The sequence below is a fragment of the Pseudoxanthomonas suwonensis genome, from assembly GCF_010093235.1.
GTDB classification, from domain to species: domain Bacteria; phylum Pseudomonadota; class Gammaproteobacteria; order Xanthomonadales; family Xanthomonadaceae; genus Pseudoxanthomonas; species Pseudoxanthomonas suwonensis.
Window position 1 is genome coordinate 26,605 of sequence record NZ_PDWP01000022.1, and the last position, 23,281, is coordinate 49,885.

Annotated in this window: 23 protein-coding genes and 1 tRNA gene; 6 read left to right on the top strand and 18 right to left on the bottom strand. The window is 70.8% G+C overall.

The annotated features are described in order from the left end of the window. Positions 1-31: 31 nt before the first annotated feature. From rplM to CSC68_RS11625, 4 genes are all read left to right on the top strand, one after another. Positions 32-460, top strand: coding sequence for a 50S ribosomal protein L13 (gene rplM, locus CSC68_RS11610; RefSeq protein WP_162203717.1), 429 nt, complete (start codon positions 32-34; stop codon positions 458-460). A gap of 10 nt (positions 461-470) precedes the next feature. Next, entirely contained in the window at positions 471-863 is a 393-nt protein-coding gene (gene rpsI, locus CSC68_RS11615; protein ID WP_024867475.1) for a 30S ribosomal protein S9, read from the top strand. Between the two features lie 131 nt (positions 864-994). Continuing rightward, a tRNA-Gln gene (locus CSC68_RS11620) sits at positions 995-1,069 on the top strand. Between the two features lie 138 nt (positions 1,070-1,207). Further along, positions 1,208-2,182, top strand: a complete 975-nt coding sequence (locus CSC68_RS11625) for a sensor domain-containing diguanylate cyclase (RefSeq protein WP_162203718.1) — start codon at positions 1,208-1,210, stop codon at positions 2,180-2,182. A 20-nt stretch (positions 2,183-2,202) separates the two neighbouring features. On the opposite strand, the gene CSC68_RS11630 is transcribed toward CSC68_RS11625, so the two are convergent. The 10 genes from CSC68_RS11630 to ccoN form a co-directional block, all read right to left on the bottom strand. Beyond that, a complete protein-coding gene (locus tag CSC68_RS11630) occupies positions 2,203-2,934 on the bottom strand; it encodes a sulfite exporter TauE/SafE family protein (protein ID WP_162203719.1) in 732 nt (243 codons plus the stop codon). Then, positions 2,931-3,122, bottom strand: coding sequence for a cbb3-type cytochrome oxidase assembly protein CcoS (gene ccoS / locus CSC68_RS11635; protein ID WP_162203720.1), 192 nt, complete (start codon positions 3,120-3,122; stop codon positions 2,931-2,933). The genes CSC68_RS11630 and ccoS overlap by 4 nt, the downstream gene beginning before the upstream one ends. Next, positions 3,119-5,581 carry a heavy metal translocating P-type ATPase gene (locus CSC68_RS11640; protein ID WP_162203721.1) on the bottom strand — a complete coding sequence of 821 codons (2,463 nt, stop codon included), beginning with the start codon at positions 5,579-5,581 and terminating at the stop codon, positions 3,119-3,121. The genes ccoS and CSC68_RS11640 overlap by 4 nt, the downstream gene beginning before the upstream one ends. A gap of 5 nt (positions 5,582-5,586) precedes the next feature. Further along, a complete protein-coding gene (locus tag CSC68_RS11645; protein WP_162203722.1) occupies positions 5,587-6,105 on the bottom strand; it encodes a FixH family protein in 519 nt (172 codons plus the stop codon). Beyond that, positions 6,102-7,652 (bottom strand): 4Fe-4S dicluster domain-containing protein, encoded by a 1,551-nt coding sequence (locus tag CSC68_RS11650; protein ID WP_162203723.1) that lies wholly within the window; start codon positions 7,650-7,652, stop codon positions 6,102-6,104. Before CSC68_RS11650 ends, CSC68_RS11645 begins: the two co-directional genes overlap by 4 nt. A gap of 185 nt (positions 7,653-7,837) precedes the next feature. Further along, positions 7,838-8,134, bottom strand: a complete 297-nt coding sequence (locus CSC68_RS11655; RefSeq protein WP_162203724.1) for a hypothetical protein — start codon at positions 8,132-8,134, stop codon at positions 7,838-7,840. After that, positions 8,131-9,069, bottom strand: a complete 939-nt coding sequence (ccoP, locus tag CSC68_RS11660; protein ID WP_162203725.1) for a cytochrome-c oxidase, cbb3-type subunit III — start codon at positions 9,067-9,069, stop codon at positions 8,131-8,133. The genes CSC68_RS11655 and ccoP overlap by 4 nt, the downstream gene beginning before the upstream one ends. Further along, positions 9,066-9,224, bottom strand: coding sequence for a cbb3-type cytochrome oxidase subunit 3 (locus CSC68_RS11665; RefSeq protein WP_162203726.1), 159 nt, complete (start codon positions 9,222-9,224; stop codon positions 9,066-9,068). Before CSC68_RS11665 ends, ccoP begins: the two co-directional genes overlap by 4 nt. Beyond that, positions 9,221-9,850: a cytochrome-c oxidase, cbb3-type subunit II gene (ccoO, locus tag CSC68_RS11670; protein ID WP_162203727.1), complete on the bottom strand. Its 630-nt coding sequence runs from the start codon at positions 9,848-9,850 to the stop codon at positions 9,221-9,223. Before ccoO ends, CSC68_RS11665 begins: the two co-directional genes overlap by 4 nt. Before the next feature lie 15 nt (positions 9,851-9,865). Continuing rightward, complete coding sequence (ccoN, locus tag CSC68_RS11675; protein ID WP_162203728.1) at positions 9,866-11,305, bottom strand: cytochrome-c oxidase, cbb3-type subunit I; 1,440 nt, start codon at positions 11,303-11,305, stop codon at positions 9,866-9,868. Positions 11,306-11,500: 195 nt separating this feature from the next. On the opposite strand from ccoN, the gene CSC68_RS11680 reads away from it, so the two are divergent. Then, positions 11,501-14,212: a bifunctional acetate--CoA ligase family protein/GNAT family N-acetyltransferase gene (locus tag CSC68_RS11680; protein ID WP_162203729.1), complete on the top strand. Its 2,712-nt coding sequence runs from the start codon at positions 11,501-11,503 to the stop codon at positions 14,210-14,212. Positions 14,213-14,317: 105 nt separating this feature from the next. Then, positions 14,318-15,169 carry an NAD(P)/FAD-dependent oxidoreductase gene (locus CSC68_RS11685; RefSeq protein WP_246193548.1) on the top strand — a complete coding sequence of 284 codons (852 nt, stop codon included), beginning with the start codon at positions 14,318-14,320 and terminating at the stop codon, positions 15,167-15,169. A 75-nt stretch (positions 15,170-15,244) separates the two neighbouring features. Here the strand turns inward: CSC68_RS11685 and prpF are convergent, their stop codons facing one another. The 8 genes from prpF to nirK form a co-directional block, all read right to left on the bottom strand. After that, on the bottom strand, positions 15,245-16,426 hold the full coding sequence (gene prpF, locus CSC68_RS11690) for a 2-methylaconitate cis-trans isomerase PrpF (protein WP_162203730.1): 1,182 nt from the start codon (positions 16,424-16,426) through the stop codon (positions 15,245-15,247). Between the two features lie 43 nt (positions 16,427-16,469). Then, the gene (locus tag CSC68_RS11695) at positions 16,470-16,928 is read right to left on the bottom strand and encodes an SRPBCC domain-containing protein (RefSeq protein ID WP_162203731.1); all 459 of its coding nucleotides are present in this window, start codon (positions 16,926-16,928) and stop codon (positions 16,470-16,472) included. A gap of 45 nt (positions 16,929-16,973) precedes the next feature. Next, entirely contained in the window at positions 16,974-19,592 is a 2,619-nt protein-coding gene (gene acnD, locus CSC68_RS11700; protein ID WP_162203732.1) for a Fe/S-dependent 2-methylisocitrate dehydratase AcnD, read from the bottom strand. A 206-nt stretch (positions 19,593-19,798) separates the two neighbouring features. Beyond that, a complete protein-coding gene (locus tag CSC68_RS11705; protein ID WP_162203733.1) occupies positions 19,799-20,038 on the bottom strand; it encodes a hypothetical protein in 240 nt (79 codons plus the stop codon). A 74-nt stretch (positions 20,039-20,112) separates the two neighbouring features. Then, complete coding sequence (azu, locus tag CSC68_RS11710) at positions 20,113-20,571, bottom strand: azurin (RefSeq protein WP_162203734.1); 459 nt, start codon at positions 20,569-20,571, stop codon at positions 20,113-20,115. A 37-nt stretch (positions 20,572-20,608) separates the two neighbouring features. Then, positions 20,609-21,229: an SCO family protein gene (locus CSC68_RS11715; protein ID WP_162203735.1), complete on the bottom strand. Its 621-nt coding sequence runs from the start codon at positions 21,227-21,229 to the stop codon at positions 20,609-20,611. Next, positions 21,226-22,032, bottom strand: a complete 807-nt coding sequence (locus CSC68_RS11720; RefSeq protein WP_162203736.1) for a formylglycine-generating enzyme family protein — start codon at positions 22,030-22,032, stop codon at positions 21,226-21,228. The genes CSC68_RS11715 and CSC68_RS11720 overlap by 4 nt, the downstream gene beginning before the upstream one ends. A gap of 17 nt (positions 22,033-22,049) precedes the next feature. Further along, the gene (gene nirK / locus CSC68_RS11725) at positions 22,050-23,114 is read right to left on the bottom strand and encodes a copper-containing nitrite reductase (protein WP_162203737.1); all 1,065 of its coding nucleotides are present in this window, start codon (positions 23,112-23,114) and stop codon (positions 22,050-22,052) included. Positions 23,115-23,281: the final 167 nt, after the last annotated feature.

Here is a 23,281-nt window from a genome sequence, read left to right on the forward strand (position 1 = left end):
CGGAATCCGCCCGACCAACCTTCGAGTCCCCATGAAGACCTTCATCGCCAAGTCCGAGACCGTCCAGCGCGACTGGTATCTCGTCGACGCCTCCGGCAAGACCCTGGGCCGCCTGGCCGCCGAGCTTGCCCACCGCCTCCGCGGCAAGCACAAGCCCACCTACACCCCTCACGTTGATACCGGCGACTACCTGGTCGTGGTCAACGCCGAGAAGATCGCCGTGACCGGCAACAAGCTGCAGGACAAGATGTACCACCGCTTCACCGGGTACGTCGGCAACCTGAAGAGCGAGACCCTGGCCCAGGCGCTGGAGCGCCACCCGGAGCGCGTGATCGAGATCGCGGTCAAGGGCATGCTGCCCAAGGGCCCGCTGGGCCGTGCGATGTACCGCAAGCTCAAGGTCTATTCCGGTTCCGAACACCCGCACGCGGCGCAGCAGCCGAAGCCGCTGGAAATCTGAGGCACATACGATGGCTACCACGCAAAACTACGGCACCGGCCGTCGCAAGTCCTCCACCGCCCGCGTGTTCCTGCGCAAGGGCAGCGGCAACATCACCGTCAACGGCCGTCCGCTGGACGAGTTCTTCGGCCGTGAGACCGCGCGCATGATCGTGCGCCAGCCGCTCGAGCTGACCCAGTCGACCGACAAGTTCGACGTCGTCGTCACCGCCACCGGCGGCGGCACCACCGGCCAGGCCGGTGCGATCCGCCTGGGCATCGCCCGCGCCCTGGTCGAGTACGACGAGTCGCTGAAGTCCGACCTGCGCAAGGCCGGCTTCATGACCCGCGACGCCCGCGAGGTCGAGCGCAAGAAGGTCGGCCTGCACAAGGCCCGCCGCGCCACGCAGTTCTCCAAGCGCTGATGCGCTGGATGGGCCATCCCCTGCCGGGGGTGGCCCGGAGGGAGGTGGCGACCCCGCCCGGGCGCCACTTCCTTCAGCCACCGGTATGGAAATTCCGGTGGATGCAGGTATAATTGCCGACCTGCAGCTACAGCCCCGTCGCCAAGCGGTAAGGCACCTGACTCTGACTCAGGCATTCGGTGGTTCGAATCCATCCGGGGCTGCCATATCCAAAGAAGAAGCCCGGCCTCAAGCCGGGCTTTTTCGTGCCGATGATCCTAGGGCTGCCATCGGACCACCTCATGCCTACCAGCCCGGGAACCGCACAGAGTTCCCTTGCGCGATTCGTCAGGCACACCGCATTGATGCGGGCCATCGGCTTTGTCGTCGCGGCCCTCGGCATCGTGTCGTCGCTGGACGGGCAGGGTGCCCCGGCCTGGGTACTGGCCTTGCTGGCGGTCAATACCGTGGCCTGGCCGGCCTTTGCCTGGTGGCGTGGCGAGAGCACGCTGCAACCGCTGCGTACCGCCTACCGGCTGCTCCTGGTCGATACCGCCATCGCCGGTTTCTGGATGGCGATGATGGGCTTCGACCTGCTGCCCTGCGCGATGCTGCTGGCGGTGATGCTGCTGGACCGGCTGATCGCCGGCGGCTGGAGCCTGGCCGGACGCGCGCTGCTCACGACCCTGGCCGGTGCCGTGGTGGGCTGGGTGGTCGCCGGCTTTCCTTTCCATCCTGAAACCACCTTCCGCACCATGCTCTGGTGCATGCCGTTCTTCCTGCTCTATCCGCTGGGCACCGGCACGGTGGCGTGGCGCCTGACCGAGCAGGTGCGCATGCGCAAGCGCGAGCTGGAGCAGGATTCGCGCATCGATCCGCAGACCGGGTTGAACACCCGCCGGCAGTGGCAGGCGCAGGTGGTGGCCGAGGTGCGGCGCTACCGTCGCCACGGCACGGTGGCCTCGCTGATGATGCTGGACATCGACCACTTCAAGCAGATCAACGACGCCGAGGGCCACCTGGCCGGCGACGAGGTGATCCGCAGGGTCGCCGCCTGCGTGCTGGACAACCTGCGCGGCGGCGACGCCGCCGGCCGCTTCGGCGGCGACGAGTTCGGCGTGCTGCTGCCGGGCACCGCGCGCGAGGCCGCCCTGGATGTCGCCCGGCGCCTGGCCCAGGCGGTGCGGGAGTGCGTCATGAGCGCCGGCCGCCCGGTCACGCTGAGCATCGGCGTGGCCGAGATCGGCCCCGGGCTGGACGAGTTCGAATCGTGGACCGGCGCTGCCGACGCGGCCCTCTACCGGGCCAAGCTCGCCGGACGCAACTGCGTCCGCGACTGAGCCAGCGTTCCCGGCAGGACTCAGCCCGCCGCCGGGCGGCAGCCCAGCGCGGCCAGCGGCCCGTGCAGCGCCGGTACCTGCATCAGCCAGGGGGCGGCCAGGGTCAGCAGTCCCGCGCCCAGCACCAGCATCGCCAGCGAAGTGCGCAACGCCGGCCGCTGCAGCCAGCGGCCCATGCGCGCCCCGGTCCAGGTCAGCGGCAGCATCACCGGCAGCGTGCCCAGCCCGAAGGCGGCCATCACCAGGGCGCCACCGGCCGCGCTGGCCTGCAGCCAGGCCACGGTCAGCAGGCCCAGGCTCAGGCCGCAGGGCATCCAGCCCCACAGCGTGCCCAGTGCCAGGCGCTTCCAGCTGCGGTCGGCGGGGATCAGGCGCCGGCGCAGCGGCTGCAGCCAGCGCCAGGCCTGGATCCCCGGTTTGGCCAGCAGGTCGAAGCGGCCGCCGCGGTCCAGCAGGCGCAGGGCAACCAGCACCAGAGCCAGCCCGGCGGCCATGCGCAGGCCCACGCCCAGCGCCTCGATCCGCAGCAGCCGCAGCACGCCACCGCCCAGCCCACCGACCAGGGCGCCGGCCAGCACATAACCGAGGATGCGCCCGGCGTTGGCCTGCCAGGCCACCGTGCGCGCCGGGCCGGCGGCCATGGCGTGGAAGCCGGTGGCGATGCCGCCGCACATCACCGCGCAGTGCAGCCCGCCGAGCAGTCCGGCGGTGAGCGCCGCCAGCAGGGTGGGCAGGTCGACCGGGAAGATCATGGCGGCGGGGTGTCGCCCTCGCGCTGGTGCCCACGGGGCGGGGCCGGGCGGTCGTCGTCCTCGAGGATGTCCAGCGCGGGCGTGTCGAGGTCGTCGAACTGGCCGCGCTTGACCGCCCAGACGAAGGCGGCGATGGCCACGCCCAGCAGCACCAGGCTGATCGGGATCAGCAGCAGCAGGATCCTCATGCGCGTGCCTCGCGGCCAGGGGCGGAAGCGCCATTGTCGCCGCTGGCGGGCAGCGGCGCGCGACGCGCCAGGCGCAGCGCGTTGAGGGTCACCAGCAGCGAGGACAGGGCCATGCCCAGCGCCGCCAGCCAGGGCGTGACCAGGCCGGCGGCCGCCAGCGGGATCGCCAGCACGTTGTAGGCGGCGGCCCAGGCCAGGTTCTGGCGGATGATGGCGCGGGTACGGCGGGCCAGCGAAACCGCGGCCGGGTTCCGCAGCAGGCCCGCGCCGGTGGTCACCAGGTCGGCGGCGCGGTGGGCGAGCGAGGCGCCCTGGCCCATGGCCACGGAGACGTCGGCGCCGGCCAGCACCGGGGCGTCGTTGAGGCCGTCGCCGACCATGGCCACGATGCGCCCCTCGGCCTGCAGGCGGCGCACCAGCGCCAGCTTGTCCTCCGGCGACTGCCGGGCATGGCGCTCGTCCAGCCCCAGCGTCGTGGCCAGGCGGGCCACTGCGGCTTCGCCATCGCCGCTGGCCAGGTGCAGGCGCAGGCCCTGCGCGCGCAGCCCGGCCAGGGCGTCGACGGCGTCGGTCCGGGCGCGTTCCTCCAGCACGAAGCGCGCGGCGGCGCGCCCGCCGTCGCCAAGCCACAGCGCACCATCGTCCTGGCGGCCGGCGGCGAAATCGGCCCGGCCCAGGCGCCAGGCACGGCCCTGGACCACGCCCTGCACGCCGCGCCCCGGCACGGTGTCCACGGAGCTGGCGGCCAGTGGCGTGGCGCCGGCGAACGCCGTGGCCAGCGGATGGCCGGTATCGCGGTCCAGCGCCGCGGCGATCGCCAGCACGCCGGCCTCGTCCAGGCCGTCCTCCAGTACTTCGACCAAGGCCAGCACCGGGCGGCCGTCGCTGAGGGTGCCGGTCTTGTCGAACACCACGTCGGTGGCGCGGGCCAGTGTATCCAGCGCGTCCGGGCGCATGGCCAGCAGGCCGATCCGCGCCAGCGCCCCGTGCGCGGCGGCCAGGGCGGTGGGCACGGCCAGCGACAGCGCGCAGGGGCAGCTGATCACCAGCAGGGCCAGGGTGACTTCCAGCGCCCGCTCCGGCTGCCAGTGCCACCAGCCGGCGAACACCACCGCCGCCACCGGCAGCAGCGACATCACGAAGCGGCTGCCGATACGGTCGGCCACCCGCGCCAGGGTGGGGCGGTGGGCCTGCGCCTGCTCCACCAGGCGGGCCAGCTGCGACAGGCGGGTGGCGGTGCCGGTGCAGGTGACCCGCAGGCGGGCCGGGCGCTCGCGGCAGATGGTGCCGGCGTAGACGGCCTCGCCGGCGGTGCGGCGCACCGGGGCCGACTCGCCAGTCAGCAGTGCTTCCTCGAACCAGGCCTCGGCGCTGTCGCCATCGGCCAGCAGCACGCCGTCGGCCGGCACCGCCTCGCCGGCGGCCACGCAGGCCACGTCCCCGGGCGCCAGCGCCGCCAGCGGCACGGTCTCGCGGCGGCCGTCGGCCAGTTCGCGGGTGGCGAAGGCCGGGCGCGCACGCGCCAGTGCGTCGACCTGGGCCGAGGCCACGCTGCGCGCGCGCTGCTCGAGCATGCGCGCGGCCAGCAGCAGGAACACGAACATCACCGCCGCGTCGTACCAGACGTGCGGTCCGCCGCGGATGGTCTCCACCAGGCTGGCGAAGTAGGCCAGCAGGGTGGAGCTGGCGATCAGGAAATCCATGCCCAGGCGGCGCTGGCGCAGCTCGCGCGCGGCGCCGGCCAGGAATGGCCAGCCGGAGTAGAACACCACCGGCGCGCACAGCAGGAAGGTCAGCCAGCGGAAGAAGTCGCGGGTCGCCTCCGGCATGGTGCTGTCGAAGTCCAGGTACAGCGCCTCGGCCATCATCATGGCCTGCAGCATGCCCAGGCCGGCGATGCCCAGCCGCAGCAGCCAGCGCCGGCGCTCGCGCGTGCGTTCGCGTTCAAGCGCCTCGCTGCCGGCCAGGTAGGGCCGGTAGCCGAGCATCGCCAGGCGTCGCAGCGGCGCCGACAGCGCGGTGCGGGCCGGGTCCCAGACGATGCGGATGCGACCGGTCACCGCATTGGCGCCACAGTCGACGATGCCCGGCTCGCGCGCCAGGGCGCGGTCGATCAGCCAGGCGCAGGCAGCGCAGCGCATGCCGTCGGTAAGCAGGGTGATCTCGCGGCCGCCCTCGACCGCACGGCTGTGCGCGGCCTGCACGTCGGCGCGGTCCCACACCGCCAGGTCCGGCAGCTGCTCGCCGACCTTGCCGGCGGCGGCGCTGCGCAGGCGGTAGTAGCCGTCGAGGTTGGCCTGGGCGATCCACTCGGCCGCCGCGGCACAGCCCTGGCAGCAGAAGGAACGGGCCTGGCCGTCCAGCTCCAGCACGCAGGCGTTGGCCGGCAGGGCCTCGCCGCAGTGATGGCAGTGGCCGGCCCCGGATGCGGTGGCCGGCATGGCCAGGGCCGCCGCCATCGCGATCAGCCTTCGCCGCCGCCCAGCGACGGGGCCAGGCGCGCCGCGTGCTGTTCCCTGGGCAGCCGGCCCTGCAGGCGCCAGCTGCCATCGGCCGCGCGCAGGCGGGCGATCCAGTCATGCGAGCCGTCCACGACCTGCCCGGCGCGCCAGCCCGGACCATGCGGCTGCAGCTCCAGCTGCAGGTCGTCGGCCTGGCGGGTCGGGTGCTCCAGCTGCAGGCTCAGCGGCGCCTTCTGGTCGAACCTGCCGGTGGCCGGCAGCACTTCGACGATGCCGTCCTCCACCCGCAGCACCACGCTCAGGCCCAGCTTCCTCGCCCGGGCGTCCGGGCCCAGGTCGGCGGTCTGGATCTGCGACACCCGGCGCACCGGATCGGTCACCACGTCGGCGCCGCCGGATCGGACCGCGATCACCACCAGGCCCACGCCGGCGACGATCGACAGCAGCGGCAGGCCGACGACCAGCCACATCACCGGATTGCGCCAGGGCGAGGGATGCTTGTGCGGGTTTGAATCGTTCATTGGACCGGTCCGAAGAAGCTGCTCTCGATGATGCGCCTTTCGCTGCCATCGATGCTCCCGACGACGAACCGCAGGTCGTGGCGCCCGGCGGGAATGCCCTCGCCCGCCACCACGCTCACCGCCACGGGCACCACCTGCTCCGGTCCCGCGTCCACCTCGCCGGCGCCGGCAAGGCGCAGCGGGGCGTCCGTTTCAAGGATGATCCGGTAACGCTGCTCCTGCTGGCTCTTGTTGACCACCTTGAGCGTGTAGTCGTTGGCGACGCTGCCGTCGCCGGACTGGCGGTACAGCGCGTTGCGGTCGCGCAGCACTTCCACGATCAGCTCGCTGCGGTGGGTCACGCCCCAGGCCCAGGCCACGCACAGGCCCAGCAGGACCAGTCCGTAGATGAGGATGCGCGGGCGCAGGACCCGGCTGGGCTTGCCGTCGATGCCGTTCTGCGTGGCATAGCGGATCAGGCCGCGCGGATAGCCCATCTTGCCCATGACCTCGTCGCAGGCGTCGATGCACGCGCCGCAGGCGATGCACTCGTACTGCAGGCCGTTGCGGATGTCGATGCCGGTCGGGCAGACCTGCACGCAGATCGTGCAGTCGATGCAGTCGCCCAGCTCCTCCGGCGCGAACTTCGGCAGCGGCGCCGGCTTCTCGCCCGCGCCGGCCAGGGTGATGGTGCCGCGCGCCTGGGCGCGGTTGTCGGCCGCGGTCGGGTGCGCGCTGGCGCGGAACACGTAGTCGTAGGCGGTGCGCGGGTCGAGCAGGCCGCGGGCGCGCTCGAGCACGCTGGCGAGGCCGCGCTTGCGCGGGCCGCGCGGCTCGCCGCGCATCGGGTCGTAGGCGATCAGCAGGGTGTTGCGGTCGAACATCGCGCTCTGGAAGCGCGCGTACGGGCACATGTACTTGCACACCTGCTCGCGCAGGAAGCCGGCGTTGCCCCAGGTGGCCAGGGCGTAGAAGAACACCCAGAAGGTTTCCCAGCCGCCCAGCTCGAACGGGACCAGGCGCGAGCCCAGGTCGCGGATCGGGGTGAAGAAGCCGACGAAGGTGAAGCCGGTCCACAGCGCGAACGCAAGCCACAGCGCGTGCTTGGCGCCCTTGCGCAGGATCTTCTCGCGGTTCCAGGGGCCGGCATCCAGCTTCATGCGCTTGGGCCGGTCGCCTTCGGTCCAGCGCTCCATCCACAGGAACACCTCGGTCCAGACCGTCTGCGGGCAGGCGTAGCCGCACCACAGGCGGCCGGCGAGCGCGGTGAAGAAGAACAGCGCGAACGCGGCGATGATCAGCAGCAGCGCCAGGAACAGGAAGTCCTGCGGCCAGAACGCCAGGCCGAACACGTAGAACTTGCGCGCCGGCAGGTCGAACAGCACCGCCTGGCGGCCGTCCCACTCCAGCCAGGGGAACAGGTAGAACATGCCCAGCAGCCACACCACCGCGGCAACGCGCAGGCGGTTGAAGCGGCCGGAGACGTCGCGCGGATAGACCTTGCGCTCGCTGACGTAGAAGGAGTTGCCCTGGTCGTCGACCACGTCCAGGGGAATGCGCTTGCTCACGGCGTCCACCGTACGCCGGGGGCGTGGCAGGAAAGGGAAAGGATGCGTTCTTGGGCAGTCATGGCGTTTTGCTTGGCCGCGTCCGCGGCGTGGCGTGCGGGGGAGTCCGCCGCATGTCCCAGTATCCGCATCCGGTTCGCGCGCGAAAGCGACAGATTGTCCCAGGGCCGCGCGCCGGAGCGCGCTTATTCAGGCGGAAGCGCGCGGTTGAAGCGGCTGGAGGGACGCAGCAGGATCCAGGTAAAGAGGCTGGATGAGGCGGTCGCGAGCCAGAAAATGAAAAACCCCAGCGTGTAGCCGAGCTCGCGGGTCATCGGCAGGCCGGGGAAGGTGATGTCGCGCAGGACCAGCGGGTCGACGAAGGCGAAGAACACCATCGTCGACACGCCGGCCGCGAAGAAGCTGGGCCAGGCGATGGCCCCCACGCGCTGGGCCAGCGGACGTGGGGGGTGGTCAAGGCGTGGCTCGCTGAAGTCGGTCACTGTTGTGCCGTCGGTTCCCCGGACTGGGTCCGATTATGCGACAGCGACCAGACGTAGGCACCAGCCAGGCGGGCACGGGTCTCGCCGAGCAGCTCGCGGTGCGCGGGCATGCTGCCGTGGCGGCCTTCGGTGATGGTCTTGCGCAGGCTCTCGCGGCTGCTGCCGTACAACCAGTAGTTGTCGGTCAGGTCGGGGGCGCCCAGGTCCTGGTTGCCCTTGCCGTCGATGCCGTGGCACGCCACGCAAACGCCCTCGTACAGCTTCTTGCCCTGGGCCGCCATGAAGTTGTTCTGCATGGCTTCCGGATCGGACAGGGTGCGCACGTAGGCGATGGTGTAGTCCACCGCTTCCGGGCCGCCCATCCCGGTCAGCACGGTGCCCCATTCCGGCATGACGCCCTCGCGGCCGTCGAGGATGGTCTCCAGGATGCGGTCCGGCGTTCCGCCCCAGTGCCAGATCTCGTCGGTCAGGTTCGGGTAGCCGACCGCGCCCTGGCCCGAGGAGCCATGGCAGGTGGCGCAGGTGTTGCTGAAGATCGAGCGGCCCAGGGCCACCGCCTTCGGATCCTGCGCCAGCTCGTCGATCGCCTTGCCGGCGTAAGGCTTGAAGGTCTGCTCCAGGCGCGCGTCCTGCACCGCCTTCTCCTCGGCATGCTCCTTCTGCGAGGTCCAGCCGCTGTAGCCGGGAATGCTGCCCAGGCCGCCGTACCAGATGATGTAGCCGATGGCGAAGACGATGGTCAGGTAGAACAGGTTGATCCACCAGCGCGGCAGCGGCTTGTTGTACTCGGTGATGTCGCCGTCCCAGGTGTGCAGCGTGTCCTCGGGCTTCGGATCGCCCGGGCGCCGGCGCGACGTCCACCACAGCAGCCAGACGTAGCCGACGATGTTCAGCGCGACCAGGGCGATGACGTACCACGTCCATCCCATGCTCATGCGCGGTTCCCCCTAATGTTGCCCTGATGCGAGTCCTCTTCCAGCGGCAGGTGCGCCGCCTCTTCGAACTCGGTCCTGCGTGCCGGGCTCCAGGCCCAGATCCAGCCGCCGATGAACAGCACCAGCAGCAGCGCGGTCACGATTCCGGAAATCACTGCTGGCCTCCCTTCGGCGCGTGCCGGCCGAGCCCCTGCAGGTAGGCGACCACCGCGTCGAGCTCGGTCTTGCCCTCGAGCTCGGCCGGGGCCTGCTCGATCTGCTCGTCGGTGTAGGGGTCGCCGAGTGCCTTGAGCGCACGCATGCGCGAGGCGACGGACTGGCCGTCGAGCTTGCCCTTGGCCAGCCACGGGAAGGCCGGCATGTTCGACTCGGGCACCACGTCGCGCGGATTGATCAGGTGCACGCGGTGCCAGTCATCGGAGTAGCGGCCGCCGACGCGGGCCAGGTCCGGACCGGTGCGCTTGCTGCCCCACTGGAACGGACGGTCGTAGACCGACTCGCCGGCCAGCGAGTAGTGGCCGTAGCGCTCGGACTCGAAGCGCAGGGTGCGGACCATCTGCGAGTGGCAGTTGTAGCAGCCCTCGCGGACGTAGATGTCGCGCCCGGCCAGCTCCAGCGCCGGGTAGGGCTCCACGCCCTCCAGCGGCTCGATCGCCTCGGCCTGGAACATCAGCGGCACGATCTCGGCCAGGCCGCCGAAGGAGACGGCCACCGCGATCAGGACGGCCATCAGGCCGACGTTCTTCTCGACTTTTGCGTGCGGATTCTGGTTGTCGCTCATGGTTGTCCTTCCTCCTCAGGCGCGCGCATCGGAGGCCGCGACGGGCAGCACCGGCTGGGGAGCGATCGCCGGGGCGGAGCGCCAGGTGCGCAGCACGTTCCAGGCCATCACGCACATGCCGGACAGCACCAGCAGGCCGCCGCCCAGGCGGATCAGGTAGTAGGGGTAGGTCGCGTGCAGCGCCTCGACGAAGCTGTAGGTCAGCGTGCCGTCGGGATTGGTGGCGCGCCACATCAGGCCCTGCATGACGCCGGCGATCCACATCGAGGCGATGTACAGCACCACGCCGCCGGTGTGCAGCCAGAAGTGCAGGTCGATGGCCTTGATCGAGAACATCTGCTCGCGGCCCAGCAGCTTCGGCAGCAGGGCGTAGATCGAGCCGATGGAGATCATCGCGACCCAGCCCAGGGCGCCTGCGTGCACGTGGCCGACGGTCCAGTCGGTGTAGTGCGACAGCGAGTTCACCGTCTTGATCGACATCATCGGCCCCTCGAAGGTGGCGATCATGTAGAACGAGATGGCGACGATCAGGAACTTCAGGATCGGGTCGGTGCGCAGCTTGTACCAGACGCCGGAGAGGGTCATGACGCCGTTGATCGCGCCGCCCCAGGACGGCGCCAGCAGGATCAGCGAGAACACCATGCCCAGCGACTGCGCCCAGTCGGGCAGCGCGGTGTACTGCAGGTGGTGCGGGCCGGCCCACATGTACACGGCGATCAGCGCCCAGAAGTGCACGATCGACAGCCGGTAGGAGTACACCGGGCGGCCGGCCTGCTTGGGCACGTAGTAGTACATCATTCCCAGGAAGCCGGCGGTCAGGAAGAAGCCGACCGCGTTGTGGCCGTACCACCACTGCACCATCGCGTCGACCGCGCCGCTGTACACCGGGTAGGAGTGCAGGGCGCCGGTGGGGATGGCGATGTTGTTGACGATGTGCAGCAGCGCCACGGCGATGATGAAGCTGGCGTAGAACCAGTTCGCCACGTAGATGTGCTTGACCCGGCGCTTGGCGATCGTGCCGATGAACAGCACCGCGTAGGCCACCCACACCGCCGCGATCAGGATGTCGATCGGCCAGATCAGCTCGGCGTATTCCTTGCCCTGGGTCAGGCCCAGCGGCAGGGTCACGGCGGCCAGCACGATGACCAGCTGCCAGCCCCAGAACACGAAGGCCGCCAGCCCGTCCGAGATCAGCCGCACGTGGCAGGTGCGCTGCACCACGTGCAGGCTGGTCGCCATCAGCGCGCAGCCGCCGAACGCGAAGATCACCGCATTGGTGTGCAGCGGGCGCAGGCGCCCGTAGCTGAACCAGGGCAGGTCGAAATTGAGCGCCGGCCAGTAAAGCTGGGCGGCGATGATCACGCCTACCAGCATGCCCACGATGCCCCAGACCACGGTCATGACCGCGAACTGACGCACCACCTTGTCGTTATATGTCCCCTGAACGGTCGACACTTCCCTATCCTCCTGTGGATGGGAGGCATCATCGGCAGCGCCGGCAAGCGGGGCATTGATCAGGATCAAGGCGCCAAGCCCCGTTAACGCGTTATCCCTTGGAATAGGGGAACTGCGTCCCGGTTCCGGCCCCTCGAAGCGCCCATGGGCGTACCGCTGTATCGTTTAGCACTGAGACGTACCGAGCCGTTGCGGATGAGCATCTACGCGCTGGAAGCCGTTTTCTCCCCGAAGTCGGTAGCCGTGGTCGGGGCCAGTCCCCGGGCCGGGTCGGTCGGCCGCACCGTGGTCCAGAACCTGCGCCAGGCGGGTTTCGCCGGCCAGGTGGGCCTGGTGAACCCCAAGTACCGCCAGATCGAGGGCGTGCCGGCGGTGGGTTCGCTGCGGCAGCTGCCCTTTTCGCCGGAACTGGTGGTGGTCACCACCCCGGCCGAAACCGTGCCCGGGGTGATCGCCCAGGCCGTGGAAGTGGGCGCGCGGGCGGCCGTCGTGGTCACGGCCGGCCTGGGCCAGGGCCCGGGCTCGCTGCTCGAGAACCTGAGGAACGAGGCGCGTCCGCATGGCCTGCGCATCGTCGGTCCCAACTGCCTGGGGGTGATGGCGCCGCACGCCGGGCTCAATGCCAGCTTCGCCGCGCGCAGCCCGCTGCCGGGCGACCTGGCCCTGGTCTCCCAGTCCGGCGCCATCGCCGCCGGGCTGGTCGAGTGGGGCGCCGCGCGCTCGATCGGGTTCTCGGCCGTGGTCTCGCTGGGCGACGCCCTGGACGTGGACTTCGGCGACCTGCTGGACTGGTTCGCGCAGGATCCGAAGACGCGCGCCATCCTGCTGTACATCGAATCCATCCGCGACGCGCGCAAGTTCATGTCCGCCGCGCGCGCCGCGGCCCGCTCCAAGCCGGTGGTGGTGGTCAAGTCGGGGCGCCACGCCCAGGGCGCGAAGGCCGCCGCCACCCATACCGGCGCCCTGGCGGGGTCCGACGCGGTGTACGACGCTGCCTTCCGCCGCGCCGGCCTGCTCCGCGTGCACGCGCTGGACGAGCTGTTCGCCGCGGCCGAGACCCTGGGACACCTGCGCCAGGCCCCGGGCCGGCGCCTGGCCATCCTCACCAACGGCGGCGGCATCGGCGTGCTGGCGGTGGACCGGCTGGTCGACCTCGGCGGCACCCTGGCCACGCTGGATCCAGGGACCGTGCGCGCCCTGGACCGGGTGCTGCCGCCGACCTGGTCGCGCTCCAACCCGGTGGACATCGTCGGCGACGCCGACGCGGCCCGCTACACGGCCGCCCTGGAGGCGCTGCTGGCCGATCCGGGCAACGACGCGGTGCTGGTGATGAACGTGCCCACGGCGCTGTCGTCCTCGATCGAGGCGGCCGATGCGGTGGCTTCGGTACTGCAGCGGCGGCCGCGCCCCGGCGCCGGCAAGCCGGTGCTGGGCGTGTGGCTGGGCGGCGGCCAGGAAGCGCTGTCGCGGCTGGACGCGGCCGGGGTGCCGACCTACGCCACCGAGGCGGACGCCGTTCGCGGCTTCACCTACCTGGTGCGCCACCGCGAGGCGCAGCAGGCACTGATGGAGACTCCGCCCAGCCTGCCCGAGGACTTCGTGGTCGATGCCGCCGCCGCCCAGGCGATCGTCGGCCGCGCGCTGGAGCAGGGACGCAACTGGCTCGATCCGCTGGAAGTGGTCGCGCTGCTGGGTGCGTACGGCATCCCGGTGACGCCGGCCTGGCTGGCCGCCGACGCCGACGCCGCGGTCGAGGCCGCGCGCCCGCTGCTGGCGGACGGCAAGCTGGTCGCGCTGAAGATCCTGTCGCCGGACATCGTGCACAAGTCCGACGTGGACGGCGTGCGCCTGAACCTGTCCAGCGAGGCCGCGGTGCGCGAGGCGGCCGCGTCCATCCTGGCCCGCGCCCGCGAGCTGCGGCCGCAGGCGCGGATCGAGGGCGTGACCGTGCACCCCATGGTGGCCAGGTCCAAGGCGCGGGAGCTGATCGCCGGCATTGCCGACGACCCCACCTTCGGGCCGGTGATCGTGTTCGGCCGCGGCGGCACCGCGGTCGAGGTGATCGACGACAAGGCCCTGGCCCTGCCGCCGCTGGATCTCCACCTGGCCCACGACCTGATCTCGCGCACCCGCGTCAGCCGCATCCTCAAGGCCTACCGCGACGTGCCGGCGGCCGACGAGCGCGCGGTGGCGCTGGTGCTGGTCAAGCTGGCGCAGCTGGCGGCCGACGTGCCCCAGATCCGCGAGCTGGACATCAATCCGCTGCTGGCCGACCGCGAGGGCGTGATCGCGGTGGATGCGCGGGTGGCGATCGCGCCCCATCCGGGCCCGGCGCAGAAGGGGCCGTGGCATTCGAGCTTCGTGATCCGCCCGTATCCGAAGGAATGGGAGCGCATGGTCGACCTGGCCCAGGGGCGGCGGATGTTCGTGCGCCCGGTGCGGCCTGAGGACGAGAAGATGTTCCTGGAGTTCTTCTCGCGGGTCAGCGACGAGGACCTGCGCCTGCGCTTCTTCTCCGCGGTGCGCCACTTCAGCCACGAGTTCATCGCCCGCCTGACCCAGCTCGACTACGCGCGTTCCATCGCCCTGGTGGCGATCGATCCGGAGAACGGCGAGATGCTCGGCGCGGTGCGCCTGCTGGCCGACGCCAACTACGAGCGCGGCGAGTACGGGATCATGGTCCGTTCCGACCTCAAGGGCCTGGGCATCGGCTGGCAGCTGATGCGGATCATGATCGAGTGGGCCGGCAGCATCGGCCTGAAGGCGGTCGAGGGCCAGGTGCTGCGCGAGAACGTGACCATGCTGGCGATGTGCCAGCAGCTGGGTTTCAAGGTCAGGCCGGACCGCGAGGATCCGACGGTGATGGACGTGCTGCTGGACGTGGCGGCGGCGAGGGCCGCGGGCTGAAGCCTCGCGCCGTGTTCACGCCCGCTTCCTATCGTTCCCGGGTGGACGAAGGAGGTGGCAGGTGGACGAGGCGGATGTACTGGTGTCGGCGGTGGCCCGGCGGGTTTGACCGCCGCCACCTACCTGGGAAGGCTGCACCGGCGCTGCGTGGTGGTCGACGCCGGCGACAGCCGCGCGCGCTGGATTCCCGAAAGCAACAACTGCCCCGGCTTTCCCCAGGGGATTGCCGGCACCACGCTGCTGGCGCGGCTGCGGGCCCAGGCCGAGTCGTTCGGTGCCGTGCTCGAGCACGGCATGGTGGAGTCCCTGGAGCGCGACCCGGAAGGCATGTTCGTCGCCCAGGCCGGCGATGGCAGGGTCTGGCGCGCGCCGGCGGTCATCCTCGCCACCGGGCTGAAGGATCGCCTGCCCGATCTTGCCGACGTGGAAGAAGCGATCGGCTGCGGCGCGCTTCGCCTGTGCCCGGTCTGCGATGCCTACGAGGCCAGCGACCAGGCCATCGGCATCCACGGTCCCTGGGACACGATCATCGACCACGTACCGTTCCTGCGCGGCTACAGTCCGCGCCTGGCCCTGCTGCCGACCGATGCGGTGCCGGCTTCGCTGCCGCCGGAACTGGACGTGGAAGTGCTGCCGGCAGGCGGCCGCCTGGTGTACGCGGACGGCCGTTGCGGCTACGTGGTCGACGGCCACTGCCACCGCTTCGACACCATCTATCCGTTCCTCGGATGCGACAGCAGCGCGCACCTGGCCAGGCAGGCGGGCGTGGTGCTGTCCGACACCGGCGAGATCCCGGTCGATGCGCGCCAGCGGACCTCGGTGCCCGGACTCTATGCGGCCGGCGACGTGGTCAGCGGGCTCAACCAGATCTCGGTGGCGGTGGGCCAGGCGGCAATCGCCGCACTGGGTGCACACAACCGCCTGCCGCCACGGCCGCGCGAACTGCAGGAGAAGTAGGACCGGGCGCCACAGGGTGCCGCCTGGACCGACCCGCCGGGGGGAGGTGCGGCGGGCCGGCTGGCGACAAGGAAGTCAGGCCTGCGGAACCCTGACGTGGCCTTCCATCAGCACGCGCGCGCTGCGGCTCATCACCGCGCGGGTCACGGTCCACTGGCCATCGACCTGGGCGACCGATGCGCCCACGCGCAGCGTCCCGGAAGGGTGGCCGAAGCGCACCACGTCGCGCGAGCCGCCACCAGCGGCGCGGTTGACCAGGGTGCCCGGGACCGCGGCGGCGGTGGCGATCGCGACCGAGGCGGTGCCCATCATCGCGTGGTGCAGCTTGCCCATCGACATCGCGCGCACGTTGAGGTCGATGTCGCCGGCGGCGATCTGTTTGCCGCTGCTGGCGAGGTAGTCGCGCGGCGGCGCCACGAAGGCGACCTTGGGCGTGTGCTGGCGCCTGGCTGCTTCCTCGGGCGAGGAGATCAGGCCCATGCGCAGCGCGCCGGCGACGCGGATGGCCTCGAGCTTCGCCAGGATCGCCGGATCGCCGTTGATCGCCGGCTGCAGCTCGGTGCCGGTGAAGCCGATGGCCTGTGCTTCCACGAACACGGTGGGGATGCCGGCGGTGATCAGGGTCGCCTCCAGCGTGCCCATGCCGGGCACCTCGAGGCTGTCGACCAGGTTGCCGGTGGGAAACATGCTGCCGCCGTCGTCGCCTTCCTCGGCCGGATCGAGGAACTCGACCACCACCTCGGCGGCGGGGAAGGTCACGCCGTCCAGTTCGAAATCGCCGGTCTCCTGCACCTGGCCGCCGCTGACCGGCACGTGCACGACAATGGTCTTGCCGATGTTGGCCTGCCACACTCGCACTTCCACCGTGCCTTCCTGCGGGATGCGCGCCGGGTCGATGAAGCCGTTGGCCACGGCGAACGGACCGACCGCGGTGCTGAGGTTGCCGCAGTTGCCGCTCCAGTCGACGAAGTCCTCCTCGATCGCGACCTGGCCGTAGAGGTAGTCCACGTCATGGCCCGGGCGCGTGGCCGGGCCGATGATCACGCACTTGCTGGTGCTGGAGGTGGCGCCGCCCATGCCGTCGGTGTGCTTGCCGTAGGGGTCGGGCGAACCGATCACCCGCTGCAGCAGGCGGTCGCGCGCCGGACCCGGCACCCGCGCCGCGGCGGGCAGGTCCTGCAGGCGGAAGAACACGCCCTTGGAGGTGCCGCCGCGCATGTAGGTGGCGGGGATGCGGAGCTGGGGCTTGTGGCTCATGGGATGGGCTTGGCAGGGGGCAGGCAGGAGTGGAGGACGCGGCTCATGCCCCGTCCGGGATTTCGGGTTCGACCAGCTTCGCCAGCATGTCCAGCGAATCGCGCCAGCCGAGGTGGCACATGTCCACCGGGATGGCCGCGGGAATGCCTTCCTGCACGATCGTCAGGGCGGTACCGGCGACGCTGGGCTGCAACGACACGGTCACCTGCATCTCCCCGGGCAGGCCGGGGTTGTCGAAGGTGTCGGTGTGCCGGAGCAACTCGTTCTCGACCAGCTCGACGAAGCGCACGCGGAACGATTCGCTGTTGCCGGTGGAGAAGTTGGTGAAGGCCATGCGGTAGCCCACGCCCGCTTCGAACTCGAGCATGCGCGCGGTGAAGCCGTACGGCGGCATCCATCGCACCAGCGCGTCCGGATCGGTGAACGCGCGGAACGCCCTGGCCGGCGGTGCGGCCAGGATGCGGTGCAGGCGGACGGTTCCGGTGGCGGTGGTCTCGGTCATGGTCGTGGCTCCTTCGCAGTGGGTCATGCCACTGCGACGAACCGGTCAGGCCGCCTTCGACGCCTCCAGGAAGTCCTGGGCGAAGCGCTGCAGCACGCCGCCGGCCTCGTAGATCGACACCTCCTCGGCCGTATCCAGGCGGCAGGTCACGGGGACCTCCACGGTCTCGCCGCTGCGGCGGTGGATGACCAGGGTCAGGTCCGCGCGCGGGGCGCGGGTGCCGACCACGTCGAAGGTCTCGGTGCCGTCGATGCCCCAGGTGTTGCGGTTCTGGCCGGGCTTGAACTCCAGCGGCAGCACGCCCATGCCGATCAGGTTGGTGCGATGGATGCGCTCGAAACCCTCGGCCACGATCGCCTCCACGCCGGCCAGGCGCACGCCCTTGGCGGCCCAGTCGCGCGAGCTGCCCTGGCCGTAGTCGGCGCCGGCGATGATGACCAGCGGCTGGCGGCGCTCCATGTAGGTCTCGATCACCTCCCACATGCGCATCACCTTGCCCTCCGGCTCCAGCCGCGCCAGCGAGCCCTGGCGCACGCTGCCATCCTCGTTGCGCACCATCTCGTTGAGCAGCTTCGGGTTGGCGAAGGTCGCGCGCTGCGCGGTGAGGTGGTCGCCGCGGTGGGTGGCGTAGGAATTGAAGTCCTCCTCCGGCAGGCCCATCTTCGCCAGGTATTCGCCGGCGGCGCTGTTGGGCAGGATGGCGTTGGACGGGGACAGGTGGTCGGTGGTGATGTTGTCGCCCAGCACCGCCAGCGGGCGCATGCCGCGCAGCGTGCGCTCGCCGGCCAGCGCGCCCTCCCAGTACGGCGGGCGGCGGATGTAGGTGCTCATCGGGCGCCAGTCGTACAGCGGCCTGACCGGTTCGCCGTGCTCCACGCGCACGTCGAACATCGGCCCGTAGACCTTGCGGAAGTGCTCGGGCTTGACGCTGGCGCGGACGATCGCGTCGATCTCCTCGTCCGAGGGCCAGATGTCCTTGAGCGTGACCGGGTTGCCCTGCGGGTCCAGCCCCAGCACGTCCTTCTCGATGTCGAAGCGCACGGTGCCGGCGATGGCGTAGGCGATCACCAGCGGCGGCGAGGCCAGGAAGGCCTGCTTGGCGTACGGGTGGATGCGGCCGTCGAAGTTGCGGTTGCCGCTGAGCACGGCGGTGGCGTACAGGTCGCGGTCGACGATTTCCTGCTGGATCTTCGGGTCCAGCGCGCCGCTCATGCCGTTGCAGGTGGTGCAGGCGAAGGCGACGATGCCGAAGCCCAGCTTCTCCAGGTCAGGCAGCAGGCCCGACTCCTCCAGGTACAGCTGCACGGCCTTGGAGCCCGGCGCCAGCGAGGTCTTCACCCACGGCTTGCGCAGCAGGCCGCGTGCGTTGGCATTGCGCGCCAGCAGGCCGGCGGCGATCACGTTGCGCGGGTTGGAGGTGTTGGTGCAGCTGGTGATGGCGGCGATGATCACCGCGCCATCGGGCAGCAGGCCGCGGGCCTCTTCCTCGCGCGCGGCCTGCAGCTTGGCCTCGTCGGCGATGCCGCGTTCGGCCAGGGCCGTGGTCGGCAGGCGCCGGTGGGGGTTGGACGGGCCGGCCATGTTGCGCACGACCGAGGACAGGTCGAACTCCAGCACGCGCTCGTACTGCGCCTGCTGCAGGTCGTCGGCCCACAGGCCGGCGGTCTTCGCGTAGTTCTCCACCAGCTGCACCTGCTGCTCCTCGCGCCCGGTCAGGCGCAGGTAGTCCAGGGTCTGCTGGTCGATGTGGAACAGCGCGGCGGTGGCGCCGTACTCCGGGCACATGTTGGAGATGGTGGCGCGGTCGCCGATGGTCAGCGCCGCGGCACCCTCGCCGAAGAACTCCAGGTAGTGGCCGACCACGCGCTCCCTGCGCAGGAATTCGGTCAGGGCCAGGACCACGTCGGTGGCGGTGATGCCCGGCTGCGGCCGGCCGGCCAGGCGCACGCCGGTGATGTCGGGCAGGCGCATCCACGAGGCACGGCCGAGCATCACGTTCTCGGCCTCGAGGCCGCCGACGCCGACGGCGATCACGCCCAGCGCGTCCACGTGGGGGGTGTGCGAGTCGGTGCCCACGCAGGTGTCGGGGAAGGCGACGCCGTCGCGCACGTACACCACCGGCGACATCTTCTCCAGGTTGATCTGGTGCATGATCCCGTTGCCCGGCGGGATCACCTCCACGTTGCGGAAGGCGTGCCGGGTCCACTCGATGAAGTGGAAGCGGTCGGCGTTGCGGCGGTCCTCGATCGCGCGGTTCTTCTCGAAGGCCTGCGGGTCGTAGCCGCCGCACTCGACCGCCAGCGAGTGGTCGACGATCAGCTGCACCGGGACGACAGGATTGACCTGCGCCGGGTCGCCGCCCTTGTCGGCGATCGCGTCGCGCAGGCCGGCCAGGTCCACCAGCGCGGTCTGGCCGAGGATGTCGTGGCAGACCACCCGCACCGGGAACCAGGGGAAGTCCAGGTCGCGGCGGCGCTCGACCAGCTGCCGCAGGTAATCGTCCAGGTGGGCCGGATCGGCGCAGCGGACCAGGTTCTCGGCGTGCACGCGCGAGGTGTAGGGCAGGGTGGCCCAGGCGCCGGGCTGCAGGGCTTCGACCGCCTCGCGGGCGTCGTACCAGTGCAGGGGGGTACCGGAGAGGGGCTTGCGGTGCTTGGTGTTCATGGCGGGCAGGTGCGCTGGCGTCGCGCCGGCCAGCCTGCCGCCGGTGCTGCTGCACCGGCCTGCCGGGCGTGCCGGGCATGGATCGGGAGGTCGATCTTACCCCCGCGGTACCGCCCGGCCCGCCGAAACGCGCTTTTTCCGGGCGCATTACGCCCTGAATGCGCGCCTTGTATTGATGCCGGCGATCAATGCGTCGGCGCCGGCCTTCAGCCGCTGCAGCCGCCGCAACAGACCGAGGGCACGATGTGGATGGCCTGCTGCGGCACCGCAACACCGGCGGCGGCAAGGATCGCCCGGACCTCGCTGGTGCCGGCGCAGGTGGCCACGCGCAGGTGGCCGCTGGCAGGGTCCAGGTCGACCAGGGCGGCAGGATCGCTTTCCAGCAGGGCGCGCTCGATGCGCGTCAGGTCGACCCGCGACGGATCGATGCGGATGTCCAGTTCCATGGCGGATTCCGGAAATGGCCGCGTGGCGGCCCGGTGGAGGCCGCCCGCGCCCCGTGGCACGGGCGGCACGCGGCTTACTTGGTGACGACCAGCTTGCCCTTCATCATGGCCGAGTGGCCCGGGAAGCTGCAGAAGAAGCTGTAGTCGCCGCCGGCCGCCAGGGCCTTGCCCGGGAAGGTGATCTTGGTGCTCTGGCCGCCGCCGACCAGGTCGGTGTGCGCGATCACGCGGGCGTCGCCCTTGGGCACGTAGGCGTTGGCGGCGCCGGCCTTGATGCCGTCGCGGGCGATGCCGGCCATGTCCGGGGTCTTGCTGATGACCACGTTGTGGCCCATCGCGGTGACCGGCAGCTTGCCGGTGTGGGCCAGCTCGACGGTGATGGTCGGGCAGCTGGCCGAGACGGTGGCCTCCTTCAGGTCGAACTTCATCGCATCGTCGCCCTTGAGCGAGATGGTGCAGTTGCCGGCGGCCTGGGCCATGCCGGCGGCGCCCAGCAGGGCGAGGGCGGCGAGGATGCGGGTGCGGTTCTTCATGGTGTTGCTCCGTGATGGCAGGGGTGGATGGAAAGCGTCAGTCCGCGGCAAGGAGGGTGCGGACCTGTTGCAGGAATGCGGGATCGGGGGCAATGCCGGTGACTTCGGAACGCGCGACCTCCCGGCCTTCCGCGTCCAGCAGCACCAGCACGCTGGTGTGGTTGATGCTGCCGTCCTCGCGGAAGCGGTAGCGTACGCCCAGTACGCTGGCCAGGGCGCGCACGGCGTCCGGTTCCGGGCGCAGGTAGCGCCAGGCGTCCGGCGTGCGGTGGTCGGCCGCGACCGCGGCCAGGGCTTCGGGCGTGTCGCGCGCCGGATCCAGGGTGAGGACGGCCACGCCCAGGCGGGCACCGTCCTCGCCAAGCTGCTTCTGCAGCGCCTTGGCGTTCTCCAGGATCAGCGGGCACATCAGGTGGCAGTTGGCGTAGAACATGGACACCAGCTGCGGCTGGCCGCGCAGGGCGGACCACTGCAGCTGGCGCCCGTGCTGGTCGGTCAGGTCGGCCTGCACCTGGTAGAGCGATTCGCCCGGCAGGGAATCCACGGCCTGCGGGCCAGGCGTGGCCAGCGCGGCGAGCGCGACCGGCAGAGGACCGCACACGGAAAGCGCCAGGGCCAGGCCCAGGGCGGTGCGCAGCGGGTTGATGCGATGTTTCATGGCTGGCTCCTCGCGCAGCGGAAGCCCAGGTTGCCGAGGGTGGCAGAGGGCGTGAGGGCCGACAGCAGGACGAAGCGCTTGACCACGCCGTAGTCGGCCGGATCGTTGAAGGCCATGGCCGAGGCGCCGCAGTACTGCAGGGCATTGCCGTCGTCCTGGCCGCGGCGGTCGCCGTCGCCCAGCAGCGAGGTGGCGTCGCCGGTCCACTCCCAGTACGCGCCATGCATGCCGCGCAGGCCGTGGACGTTGGCCGGTGCATCGGGCGCGGCGTCCGGCGCGTGCGGCGTGCCGTCGTTGGCCTGGCGCAGGCGCCACTGCCGGTCGTGGCGGGCGTCGGCACGGGTCGCGTCGGCGGCCGCGGCGTATTCCCATTCGATGAAATCAGGCAGGCGGCCGCCGGCATCGCGGCAGAACGCGTCGGCGGCGTACCAGTTCACGTGGACCACCGGCGCATCGGCCTCGAGCCTGGCGCCGGGCGCGTCCGCACTTTCCCAGTGGCCCAGGTAGCCGGGGCTGGAGAACAGCGCGGGAATGCGGTCGCGCCGCCACTGCGGCTGGCGCGCGAGGAAGGCCGCGAACTGGGCATTGCTGACCGGGCGCTCCATCAGCTGGAACGCGGCGACCGGCAGATGCTGCCGGTCATCCTCGAAGCGCACCGCCGAGCGGAACATGCCGCCGGGGACGGCCCGCCACTCGATCCCGGCGCCGGCGGCCGCCGCATCCGTGGCGCCGGCCGCCGGCAATGCCGGGGCCAGCGCCAGGAGGAGGGCGGTCGTCGTTGCCAGGAGCGTGCTGCGGGCCATCGTCGTGCCTTCGTTGCTCAGTGGTGCGCGCCCTGGGGCTCGCCTTCCGGGTACTCGATGTCGTGCTGCTGGCCGCTGTAGATCGCCTCGTTCTCCTCGCCATCGACCTTGAGGATGCCCAGCGTGCCCTTGTGGAAGGCGCGGAACAGGCTGTGGTCGACCAGCACGAAGTTGCCGGGCACGTCGGCCTTGAACTCGACGATGGCCGAGCCACCGGCCGGGATCAGCGTGGTCTGCACGTTCTCCTGGTACTTGCTGCCGCCCTCGAAGTAGACCTTGTCGAAGATCTCGCCGATGACGTGGAAGCTGGAGGTCAGGTTGGGGCCGCCGTTGCCGACGTACATGCGGATCTTCTCGCCGGCCGTGGCCTGCAGCGCGTTGTCGCCGGTGAGCGCGCCGACCGAGCCGTTGAAGACCACGTAGGTCGGCGTCTCGTCGATGCCCTTCTCCAGGCTGAAGGCCTGCAGGCCCTTCTCGCCGGTGGCGCCCTCGGTGTAGAAGTCGCCCTGCATCACGTAGAACTCCTTGTCCACCGGCTCCATGCCTTCCTCCGGCTCGACCAGGATCAGGCCGTACATGCCGTTGGCCACGTGCATGGCCACCGGGGCCATCGCGCAGTGGTAGACGTACAGGCCCGGGCTCAGCGCCTTGAACGTGAACTGCGTCTCGCGGCCGGGCAGGGTGAAGGTCGCCTCGGCGCCGCCGCCCTGGCCGGTCACCGCGTGCAGGTCGATGTTGTGGGAGAAGTGCGAGCTGTGGTGGTTCTTCAGCCGGAACTCCACCGTGTCGCCCTCGCGGACGCGGATGAAGCTGCCGGGGACCGAGCCGCCGAAGGTCCAGAAGTTGTAGGTGACGCCGTCGTCCAGCTGCATCTCCTTTTCGACCATCTCCAGGTCGACCACGACCTTGGCCGGGGTCTTGCGCGAGATCGGAGCCGGGACCAGCGGCGGCGCGGTCAGCTGCGCCTGCACGACCGGCAGCGGGGCGTCGGAAGCCTTGGCCTTGGCGGCGAAGGCGGGAGCGGAAGCCAGGGCGATCGCCGCGGAAAGGGCGCCGATGGCCAGGTGGTGACGGATCTTCATGTTTCGTCTCTTTCGTCTCGTTGGGCTGCGGGACGAACAGTGCGCGTACGGGGCCGCACGGACCTTGATTTGCATCAATCGGCGGCCCGCGGCGGGTGCGACCTGCGTCCGGCTTGACCCAGGTCAAGCCGCCCCCGGGAACCGGCCTGCGCGGCCCGGCGATTGAC

Excerpts from the sequence above, each read along its gene's own strand:
- rplM (WP_162203717.1), top strand. The coding sequence starts at position 32 with ATGAAGACCTTCATCGCCAAGTCCGAGACCGTCCAGCGCGACTGGTAT.
- rpsI (WP_024867475.1), top strand. The coding sequence starts at position 471 with ATGGCTACCACGCAAAACTACGGCACCGGCCGTCGCAAGTCCTCCACC.
- CSC68_RS11625 (WP_162203718.1), top strand. The coding sequence starts at position 1,208 with ATGCGGGCCATCGGCTTTGTCGTCGCGGCCCTCGGCATCGTGTCGTCG.
- CSC68_RS11630 (WP_162203719.1), bottom strand. The coding sequence starts at position 2,934 with ATGATCTTCCCGGTCGACCTGCCCACCCTGCTGGCGGCGCTCACCGCC.
- ccoS (WP_162203720.1), bottom strand. The coding sequence starts at position 3,122 with ATGAGGATCCTGCTGCTGCTGATCCCGATCAGCCTGGTGCTGCTGGGC.
- CSC68_RS11640 (WP_162203721.1), bottom strand. The coding sequence starts at position 5,581 with ATGGCGGCGGCCCTGGCCATGCCGGCCACCGCATCCGGGGCCGGCCAC.
- CSC68_RS11645 (WP_162203722.1), bottom strand. The coding sequence starts at position 6,105 with ATGAACGATTCAAACCCGCACAAGCATCCCTCGCCCTGGCGCAATCCG.
- ccoP (WP_162203725.1), bottom strand. The coding sequence starts at position 9,069 with ATGAGCATGGGATGGACGTGGTACGTCATCGCCCTGGTCGCGCTGAAC.
- ccoO (WP_162203727.1), bottom strand. The coding sequence starts at position 9,850 with ATGAGCGACAACCAGAATCCGCACGCAAAAGTCGAGAAGAACGTCGGC.
- CSC68_RS11680 (WP_162203729.1), top strand. The coding sequence starts at position 11,501 with ATGAGCATCTACGCGCTGGAAGCCGTTTTCTCCCCGAAGTCGGTAGCC.
- prpF (WP_162203730.1), bottom strand. The coding sequence starts at position 16,426 with ATGAGCCACAAGCCCCAGCTCCGCATCCCCGCCACCTACATGCGCGGC.
- CSC68_RS11695 (WP_162203731.1), bottom strand. The coding sequence starts at position 16,928 with ATGACCGAGACCACCGCCACCGGAACCGTCCGCCTGCACCGCATCCTG.
- acnD (WP_162203732.1), bottom strand. The coding sequence starts at position 19,592 with ATGAACACCAAGCACCGCAAGCCCCTCTCCGGTACCCCCCTGCACTGG.
- CSC68_RS11705 (WP_162203733.1), bottom strand. The coding sequence starts at position 20,038 with ATGGAACTGGACATCCGCATCGATCCGTCGCGGGTCGACCTGACGCGC.
- azu (WP_162203734.1), bottom strand. The coding sequence starts at position 20,571 with ATGAAGAACCGCACCCGCATCCTCGCCGCCCTCGCCCTGCTGGGCGCC.
- CSC68_RS11715 (WP_162203735.1), bottom strand. The coding sequence starts at position 21,229 with ATGAAACATCGCATCAACCCGCTGCGCACCGCCCTGGGCCTGGCCCTG.
- CSC68_RS11720 (WP_162203736.1), bottom strand. The coding sequence starts at position 22,032 with ATGGCCCGCAGCACGCTCCTGGCAACGACGACCGCCCTCCTCCTGGCG.
- nirK (WP_162203737.1), bottom strand. The coding sequence starts at position 23,114 with ATGAAGATCCGTCACCACCTGGCCATCGGCGCCCTTTCCGCGGCGATC.